The organism is Microbispora sp. KK1-11, from assembly GCF_006874435.1.
GTDB classification, from domain to species: Bacteria; Actinomycetota; Actinomycetes; order Streptosporangiales; family Streptosporangiaceae; genus Microbispora; species Microbispora catharanthi.
Genome location: NZ_VIRJ01000007.1, coordinates 281,010 through 290,157, shown reverse-complemented (window position 1 = coordinate 290,157; position 9,148 = coordinate 281,010). Strand labels below are relative to the sequence as shown.

General features: G+C 72.6%; 4 protein-coding genes. All 4 read left to right on the top strand.

Annotated elements, in window-relative coordinates; translation table 11 throughout:
* Positions 1–398: phosphopantetheine-binding protein (locus FLW16_RS13815; RefSeq protein WP_260615239.1), on the top strand; the 398-nt coding region annotated here is incomplete at its 5' end.
* On the top strand, positions 385–1,584 hold the full coding sequence (locus tag FLW16_RS13810) for a cytochrome P450 (RefSeq protein WP_142560388.1): 1,200 nt from the start codon (positions 385–387) through the stop codon (positions 1,582–1,584). The genes FLW16_RS13815 and FLW16_RS13810, both read left to right, overlap by 14 nt.
* On the top strand, positions 1,581–3,536 hold the full coding sequence (locus FLW16_RS13805; RefSeq protein WP_142560387.1) for an acyltransferase domain-containing protein: 1,956 nt from the start codon (positions 1,581–1,583) through the stop codon (positions 3,534–3,536). The genes FLW16_RS13810 and FLW16_RS13805 overlap by 4 nt, the downstream gene beginning before the upstream one ends.
* On the top strand, positions 3,533–9,133 hold the full coding sequence (locus tag FLW16_RS45930) for an SDR family oxidoreductase (protein WP_142560386.1): 5,601 nt from the start codon (positions 3,533–3,535) through the stop codon (positions 9,131–9,133). Before FLW16_RS13805 ends, FLW16_RS45930 begins: the two co-directional genes overlap by 4 nt.
* The last annotated feature ends 15 nt before the right edge of the window (positions 9,134–9,148 follow it).

Genomic DNA, 9,148 nt, shown 5'->3' with positions numbered 1-9,148 from the left:
CCCAGCGTCTGGCCGATCACATGGTGCCGGCGGTGTTCATGCTGGTGGACCGTCTGCCGATGACGGTGAACGGCAAGCTGGACCGGGCCGCGCTGCCCGCTCCCACGAGTGACCGGGCGGCGTTGAGCGATGCCTACATCGCTCCGGCCACCGATCTGGAACGGCTGCTGGCCGACACCTGGAGACACGTCCTCGACCTCGACCAGGTCGGCGTCCACGACAACTTCTTCGAACTCGGCGGCAACTCGCTCCTCGCGGTGGAGATCGCCACCGAGGCGGCGAACCGGAGCGGCCTGCACATCGACCTGGTCGACGTGTACGAGAACCCGACGGTGCGGCTCCTCGCCGGGAAACTCGCAGACCTGCCGAGCACGGGAGACGCCGATGTCGACGGTTGACCTCACGGACCCACGCTTCTGGATCAGGACCGACGTCCACGAGCACGTCGCGGAGCTGCGGCGGCAGGCACCGGTGCAGTGGCACGAGGCGGGGGCCGATGGGCCCTCGTGGGCGGTGCTGTCGCACCGGCACGCCATGGAGGTGCTCGCGGACGCCGACACGTACAGCTCGGCGGGCGGGTCGCTGCTGGGCGGCGGTCCCAATCCGCCCGCGGGGTCCGGCCGGATGATGGCGCTGACCGATGCGCCGGATCACCGGACCCTGCGTGACAGGGCCCACCGGTTCTTCTCTCCCAAGGGTGTCGCCAGGCTGGAGCGGCGGGTGCGCGACCTCACGGTGGAGCTGATCGAACGGGCCCTGGAGAAGGAGACGGTCGACTTCGTCACCGAGGTCGCCGCCGTCGTCCCGATGACGCTGGTGTGCGAGTTGATGCAGGTGCCCGACGCCGACCGGCCGGAGGTCACCCGCCTGTGCGACGAGGCGTTCCTCATGTCCTCTCCCGAGCGACGCCGCGCCGCCCATCAGGGACTGTTCGCCTACCTGCTCGACCTCGCCGTCGAACGGCGTGCCCGCCCGGGCGACGACCTGGTGAGCGCCTTCGCCGCCGAGATCGAGGGATCGCCCTCCCTCAGCCTCGAGGACGTCGTCCTCAACTGCGACAACATCATCGTGGGCGGCGTCCAGACGGTCAGGCACACCGCGGCGATGAGCCTGCACACCCTGATCAGGAGGCCGCAATCCTGGTGCGAACTGTCCGAGGCCGGCGCGTCCCCGCAGGCCGCCGTCGAGGAGCTGCTGCGCTGGACGTCCGTCGGCGTCCACGTGCTGCGCACGGCCAGGCGTGACGCCGCGCTCGGCGGACGGACCGTCCGAGCCGGAGACAGGGTCGTCGTGTGGATCCCCTCCGCCAACAGAGACGAGACGGTGTTCGACCGGCCGGGAGAGCTCGACCTGAGCCGCCGGCCGAACCGGCACCTCGCTCTCGGCTGGGGACCGCACTTCTGCATCGGCGCCGTACTGGCCCGGCTCGAGCTTCGCATCCTTCTCGAAGAGCTGGTCGCCCGCGTCGGCGTCATGGAACAGACGGGCCCGGCCGTGCCCGCTCTGTCGATCATCAACCTGGGCCTGGCCTCGCTGCCGGTCCGCCTCGGCCGACACCGTCCCGACACACGGAGGATCGCATGACCGCATCACGTCCGGTGTTCCTGATACCGGGGCAGGGGGCCTACCTGCCACAGGCGCTGCCCACTCTGCGCGCCGGCTGTCCCGAGGTGGACGCCGTCGTCGGCGAGATCGACGACGCGATCACGGCGCTGGGCGGCGCACCGATCGCCAAGCACCTGCTCAGCGAGAACCCGCCCACTCTCGACGCCCTGCTGGAAGAGGACGTCGACACCCTGCAGTTCGCCATCTACGCCTCCGCCGTCGTCGTCCACCGGATCCTCCGCGGGCGCGGCGTCGAACCTTCGGCGATCGTCGGGCACAGCTTCGGGGAGATCCCCGCGCTCGTGGCGGCCGGTGCGTTCACCGTCCGCGACGGCGCGACGATCGTGTGGGCGCGCAACGCGGCGCTGCGGAGCGCGTCGGACGCGGGCGGCATGTACGCCCTCCCGCTGGACGCCGAGCGCGCGCAGGCGATGGTCGCCCTCGTCGCCGACCCGCACCTCGTGGTCGCGGTGGAGAACGCCCCCAGGCAGACCGTCGTCTCGGGATCGTGGCAGGCGCTGCGACAGGTCGAGGCCGTGGCCGCGACGCTGGGCGTCCGGGCGACTCGGCTGCCCGCCCCCTATCCCTTCCACAACCCCCTGCTCGCGGAGGCGGCAGGGCGTTTCGCCGAGCAGATCGCCTCTGTTCCGCGCGGTCCCCTGACGGCACCGGTCTACTCGCCGATCCTGGGCCGCTTCTACTCCGACGCCGACGATCTCAACGTCCTGCTCTCCCGGCACCTGACCGTCCCCGTGCGGTTCTGCGCCGCCGTGCGGGCACTGCACGCGCGCGGGTCCGACTCCTTCCTCGAATGCGGCGCCCGGGGCACGCTCGCCGGCCTGGTCCGGGCGGCCCTGCCCGGCGTCACGCCGACCGTGTGCCTGGACGGCCGGGGCGACGCCGTCCGCGGCATCGAGAGCGTCGTCGAGTCGTACGGCCGGGCGGAGGGGAAAGCGGCCCGGCGGCAGCCGGCGCCGGAGGCGGCCGAGTTGTCGCGGGATCGGGTGCTGGCCGAGTTGCGGGAGTTCTATGCGGCGGCGCTGGAGTATCCGGTGGAGGTGCTCGAGGAGGACGCCGAGCTGGAGGGGGATCTGGGGGTGGACTCTCTCAAGCAGACCGAGCTGGTGGCGCGGGTCGGGGAGCGGTACGGGTTATCGGAGATGCCGGAGGGGTTCCGCATCACCGATCACGGCACGCTCGGCAGGATCGCCGACCTCGTCATGAGCGTCTCGGCGGGTGCGCGCGTGACGGAGGCGCCGGCCGTGGGAGGTGCGCAGGCACCGGCCGCGGACGACAACGACCCGCCGGCGCCGGAGGGGGCCGTGCTGTCGCGGGATCGGGTGCTGGCCGAGTTGCGGGAGTTCTATGCGGCGGCGCTGGAGTATCCGGTGGAGGTGCTCGAGGAGGACGCCGAGTTGGAGGGGGATCTGGGGGTGGACTCTCTCAAGCAGACCGAGCTGGTGGCGCGGGTCGGGGAGCGGTACGGGTTGTCGGAGATGCCGGAGGGGTTCCGGATCACCGATCACGGCACGCTCGGCAGGATCGCCGACCTCGTCATGAGCGTCTCGGCGGGTGCGCGCGTGACGGAGGCGCCGGCCGTGGGAGGTGCGCAGGCACCGGCCGCGGACGACAACGACCCGCCGGCGCCGGAGGGGGCCGTGCTGTCGCGGGATCGGGTGCTGGCCGAGTTGCGGGAGTTCTATGCGGCGGCGCTGGAGTATCCGGTGGAGGTGCTCGAGGAGGACGCCGAGTTGGAGGGGGATCTGGGGGTGGACTCTCTCAAGCAGACCGAGCTGGTGGCGCGGGTCGGGGAGCGGTACGGGTTGTCGGAGATGCCGGAGGGGTTCCGGATCACCGATCACGGCACGCTCGGCAGGATCGCCGACCTCGTCATCAGGAACGCGTCCGCCACCGCCGGGAGCCACTTATGATCGACTTCTCCGGCAAGACGGTGCTCGTCACCGGAGGCGCGCGCGGCGTCGGCCGGGCCATCGCCCGCCGCTTCGTGCGGTTGGGGGCGACCGTCGTACTCAACTACTTCCACTCGGTCGAGGCCGCCAGGGAAACCGAGCGGGAGCTCACCCAGATGGGCGGCACCGTGCACCTCCTGCGCGCGTCGGTGGCCAAGCGCGACCAGGTGGACCGGATGTTCGACGCTCTCGGCGAGCTGACCGACGGGCTGGACGTGCTCGTGAACAACGCGGCCTCCGGCGCCCTGCTCCCGATGGCGGAACTCACCGACAGGCACTGGGAACGAGCCTGGCAGACGAACGTCAAGGGCAGCGCGTGGTGTGCGGAGCGGGCGGCGCCGCTCATCGCCGCCAGGGGCGGCGGCTCGATCGTCAACCTCTCGTCGCTGGGGTCCGACCTGGTCATCGGGAACTACGTCAGCGTCGGCACATCCAAGGCGGCGGTCGAATCCCTGACCCGATATCTGGCGGTCGAGTACGCCCCCATGAACATCCGCGTCAACACCGCCTCCTGCGGGCTGGTCCAGGGCGAGGTGCTCGATCTTTTCCCCCAGGCCGAGGACTTCCGCGACGTGGTGGTGGACGCGACCCCCATGGGCCGGTTGGCGACCGAGGACGAGCTCGCGAGCATCGTCGTCTTCCTGGCGTCGGAGGCGGCGAGCTGGGTGACGGGCCAGACTCTGATCGCCGACGGCGGGCTGTCGCTGGCGAACGCGATCCTGTCGCCCCCGAAGCGACCCGTGACCGTGCCGGGGGAGCCCGCGCCGCCACGACCGGCCCCGGCGTCGGAGGAACGAGGGGAGCCGGGCGCGCGTGCGGAACTGCCGCAGCCGGTGGCCGCCGAGGCGCGCGAACCCCTCTCGTCGCAGCCGGGCGAGTCGCACGACGACGACATCGTGGTCGTCGGCATGGGACTGCGCTGTCCCGGAGCGCGCGATCCGGAGGAGTTCTGGCGGCTGCGGGTCGAGGGCGGCGTGTGGTTCAGCGAACCCGGCGAGCGCTGGGACCTCGACTCGTTCTTCTCGGCCGACCCGGCCGCCCCCGACCGGACGTACTCCCGCAAAGCGGGATACATCCATGAGCAGGCGGGCGACGAGGAATACACGGTCACCTGGCTGCGGCAGGTGCTGGGACAGGCGCTCGACGGCGTCGGCAGGGCCGAAGGCGACCGCTTCGCCTGCTACGTGGGCTACACGGCCGACGGCACCCAGCACCTGGAAGAGCACCTGGTCGCCGCGGGTGTCCGCAGGCACGTCCCCGACCGCGAGGTCGCGAAGGCGATGCGCGCGTCGCTGCCACGGGCGGGGGCCCCCGCCTGGACGCACCTGCCGCACGTCATCGGCCGCCGCTTCACCGAGGGGCTGCTCCCCGCGGACACCCGCGTCGTCATGCTCGACACCGCCTGCTCCTCCTCCCTGTACGCGGTCGACCTGGGCATCAAGGACCTGCTGGCGGGCGACGCCGACGTGGCGGTGTGCGGCGGCGCGTACGCGCTGGGCCCCCGCAACCCGGTCATGTTCGCCAAGATCAACGGGCTGTCCAGGACCGATCAGGTGAGGGCGTTCGACCAGGCGGGAGACGGCGTGCTCTTCGCCGACGGCGCGGGGATCGTGGTGCTCAAGAAGGCCGGCCGGGCGAAGGCGGACGGAGACCGCATCCTCGGTGTGATCCGCGGCCTCGGCACCTCGTCCGACGGCAAGGGCAAGGCCATCTACGCGCCGAACAGCGAGGGCCAGCGGCTCGCGATAGAACGGGCGCTCCACGCAAGCGGCGTGAGACCGGACGACATCGACTGGATCGCCGCCCACGCCACCGGCACACCCGCGGGCGACCTGACCGAGTTCAGCACGCTCCAGCAGGTCGAGGGCAGGACCAGGCCCTGGTATGTGACCTCCAGCAAGTCCCAGATCGGGCACACCGGCTGGGCCGCGGGCGTCGTCTCCCTGATCGAGGTGCTGCTGGCCTTCGCACATGAGCGGATCCCGCCGCAGCACCAGTTCGAACGGCTGTCGCCGGAGATCGACCGCACCGGCGGCACACTGGTGGTTCCCAAGGAACCGCTGCCGTGGCCGCGGTCCGCGCGTCCGCGTCTCGCCGGGGTGTCCGGGTTCGGGTTCGGCGGCACCAACGCCCACGTGATCGTGGCGGACAGATCCGGTGGCGCCGGGGGCGGCGGCGACGGCGCGGACCGTGCCGCCGAGCGCGTCGCGGTCGTGGGATGGACCGCCCACGTCCCCGGGCTGACCTCCCAGGAGGAGGTGACGGCCTGGCTGCGCGGGGAGGGACGGGCGCCGGGGCTGTCCTTCGGCGAGCAGTATCCGCTGCCGTCGCTCAAAGAGGTCCGCATACCGCCCAAGACCCTGCGGAACGCCGACCGGGCGCAGCTCATGGTCCTGGAGTGCGCCCTGCGCCTGCGGCCGTCGCTGGAGCGCACCTGGACCGGCCTCAGGGACACCACCGGCGTGATCGTGGGGCACATGGGGCCGACCCGGCAGGCGGCCGCCTACTCCCTCCGCTGCTATCTGCCCTATCTGGAGGGCGCGGCTCGTGCGGACGGGCGGCTCGCGGGCCGCGCCGGCGCGGAGCAGGCCCTGGCCGGCCTGCGCGCCGCCGTGGACGGCACGTCCGCGCCCGCCAGCGAGGACTCCCTGCCCGGTGTGATGCCCAACATCATCCCGGCCCGGGTGGCCAACTACCTCGACTTCCGCGGCGTGAACCTGACCGTCGACACCGGCCTGTCCTCCTCGCTGGAGGCCGTCCGCACGGCCATGAGCTACCTACGGCACGGAGACCTCGACCTCGCTCTCGTCTGTGGGGTCAACGGCAACTCGGCGCTCGAGATGGCGGACATCCTGTCGGCCGAGCAGTGGCGCGGCGGCGACCTCGCCGAGGGCGCCTTCATGGTCGCCCTGACAAGAGAGTCCACCGCCCGGGCGGAAGGGCTGCCCGTGCTGGCGTACCTGGACGACGAGACGGACGGCGCGGGGGAGGCCAGGCGGCTGCAGCCCGACTGGCGGCGCGGGCGAAGCTACCTCGGCGGCGAGATGGCCAGAGCGCTGATCGAGGCCCTGGTGTCGGACAGCGCGAGGACCGACGTCACCTGTCGCGACCCGTTCACCACCCGGGAGGACCGCCTGATCGTCGATCGGCCCCCGGCGGGCGAGCCGCCTTCTGCGGCGGTCGAGCGGTACGTCGTCAGGCTCCGGGAACAGGACGGGCTGCGGGTGGGCGAGCCGTTTCCCGTCACCGCGGCCACGGTGATCCTCACCGGTGACGACGACGTGGCCGAGGCGTTGGCGGGCCGGGGCAGGGTCGTGCGGCCGGACACGGTCCTCGGCTCCGGCGGCGCGGACCTGTCCTTCGACACGCTGCTCGTCGTGGCCCGAGCGGGCGGGGAGACGGCCGAGGAGGAGATCCTCCGCCTGCACGACGCCGTGTTCACGCTGCTGCGCGCCGGTCGCGACCGGCTGACCCGGTGCCACATCGTCCTTCTCGACGCGGTCCGCGACGGCGTGCCCCACGCGTACGTCGGCCTGTTCACCGGTCTCGCCAAGAGCGCGGGATGGGAGATCCCCGGCTGCGCGACGGGTGTGTCGGTCGTGGCGGGTCACGACGTGGACGCCGCGCTGCGTACGGCGTGGGCGCAGGCCCGTCATGACGAGCCGGTGCCGGTCCTCGTCCACGACGGCGCGACGGCGCTGGCGCCTGTGGCCCGGCCCGAGCCGGCGCCGGATCGGGGCAGGCTCCCGCTCGGCGAGTCGTCCGTGGTCCTGGCGACGGGCGGAGCGCGGGGGATCACCGCGGAGATCCTGGTCGCCCTCGCCCGTGAGACGAAGGCGCAGATCTGGGTCATCGGCAGGAACCCTCTCGACGAGATGCCGACGTGGGTGTCGGAGGGCGACGACGCGGAGTTCGCCAGGCGGCGCACCGACTTCTGGCGGCAGGAGCGCCACGCCGACCCCGGGTGCCCGCCGTCGGAGCTGAAGCGCCGCGCCGACAGGCTCACCGAGGCGCGCGAGGCGAGGCGGAACCTCGCCAGGATGAGCGAGCACAGCGGCGAGGAACGGGTCCGCTACCTGGCCTGCGACGTCAGGGACGCCGGCGCCGTGGCGGCGGCCGTGGACGCCGTCGTCGCCGCGGCCGGCCGGATCGATCTGGTCGTGCACGGCGCCGGCGTCAACCACGCGGCGGCGCTGGAGGGCAAGCGCCTGGAGGACTTCCAGCGGGTGCGCGATGTGAAGGTGAGGGGATACCTGAACCTCAAGCGCGCCCTCGCCGGTCGTGCCCCCGCCCACTGGTGCAACTTCGGCTCGGTCATCGGCTTCGCCGGGCAGCCGGGCGAGCTCGATTACGCGGCGGGCAACGACTTCCTCGCCTGGGCGGCCCATCACGCCCGGACCACCGAGGGCATCGGCGAGTTCACCGTCGCGTGGACGCTGTGGAACTCCGTCGGCTTCGCGGCCGACGAGCTGACCAGCCGCTTCCTGCGACGGCACGGCGCTCTCAGCGGCATGGAGATCGAGGAGGGCGTCGCGCGGTTCCTCGACGAACTCCGCGCCGCACCCGGTGACCCCGTGGTGGTCCATCTCGAACCGGGGCAGCGCGATCTCCTGCGGCGGCACCGGCCCGCGCTGCTCGCCGCTGCCACCGGGGGATCTGCCGGATCTCCGGTCGCCCGTACGAGCCGGACCGAGGATCTCACGCTCGACGCCGATCCCTGCCTGGCCGGTCACACCGTGAAGGGCAGGGCCACCGTGCCGGGCGCCTTCCTGGCCGAAGCCGCCGCCCGGGCCGCGGCGGCGCTCGTCCCGGGCACGGCGGTGGCCGCCCTGTCCGGCACGGTCTTCTCGTCGTTCGTCCGGGGAAGGCCGTCCTCGGCCGAGCCGCCCTATCGGGTGGTCGCGGAGGCCCTGCCCGGCACCGCCGCCGAGACGCGGGTGCGGGTGCGGATCCTCTCCGACATGCGGGCGCCGAACGGCATGCTGCTGCGCCGGGACCACACGCATTTCGAGACGACCGTCCACCTGGCCGACCGCAGGACCGCGCCGCCGCTGGGGGAGACGACCGGCGACGGCGGCTGGCGCGCGCTGCCCGACCCCTACACGATCCCCAACGACATGATCCATCTGTCCGGCCTGTTCGACGTCAACCGGGAGTGCCGGGTGCGCGAAGGAGAGTCGGCGGCCCGCTTCCGGCTTCCCGACGCGGCGCGTCCGGCGGGATTCGGCGACTTCCTGCTGCCGGTGCTCCTGCTCGACGGCCTGTTCCGGGTGGCCGCCCTGCACCTCGCGGGCGAGGACGAGGCCGCGCTCGTCGTCCCGGCCCGCGTCGACCGAATCGAGTTCTACGACCCCGGAAACGACCTCGCTCTGGAAGCGGACCATCCGGACGGCATCGAACTGCGCGGCCTGGCTTCCGCCGCGGGAGACGGGAGCCGGACCCCGGCGGGCCGGCTCGTCGCGCACGCCGGGGACGGCACCGTCCTGCTGACGGTCCTCGGCCTGCACGGCGCCGTCCGAGGGCGAGTTCGGCTGCCGGCGCTCGCCGCTCGCACCTGACCCCACGACACCGGA

Coding starts and splice junctions, on each gene's coding strand:
- FLW16_RS13810 (WP_142560388.1), top strand. CDS start 385: ATGTCGACGGTTGACCTCACGGACCCACGCTTCTGGATCAGGACCGAC.
- FLW16_RS13805 (WP_142560387.1), top strand. CDS start 1,581: ATGACCGCATCACGTCCGGTGTTCCTGATACCGGGGCAGGGGGCCTAC.
- FLW16_RS45930 (WP_142560386.1), top strand. CDS start 3,533: ATGATCGACTTCTCCGGCAAGACGGTGCTCGTCACCGGAGGCGCGCGC.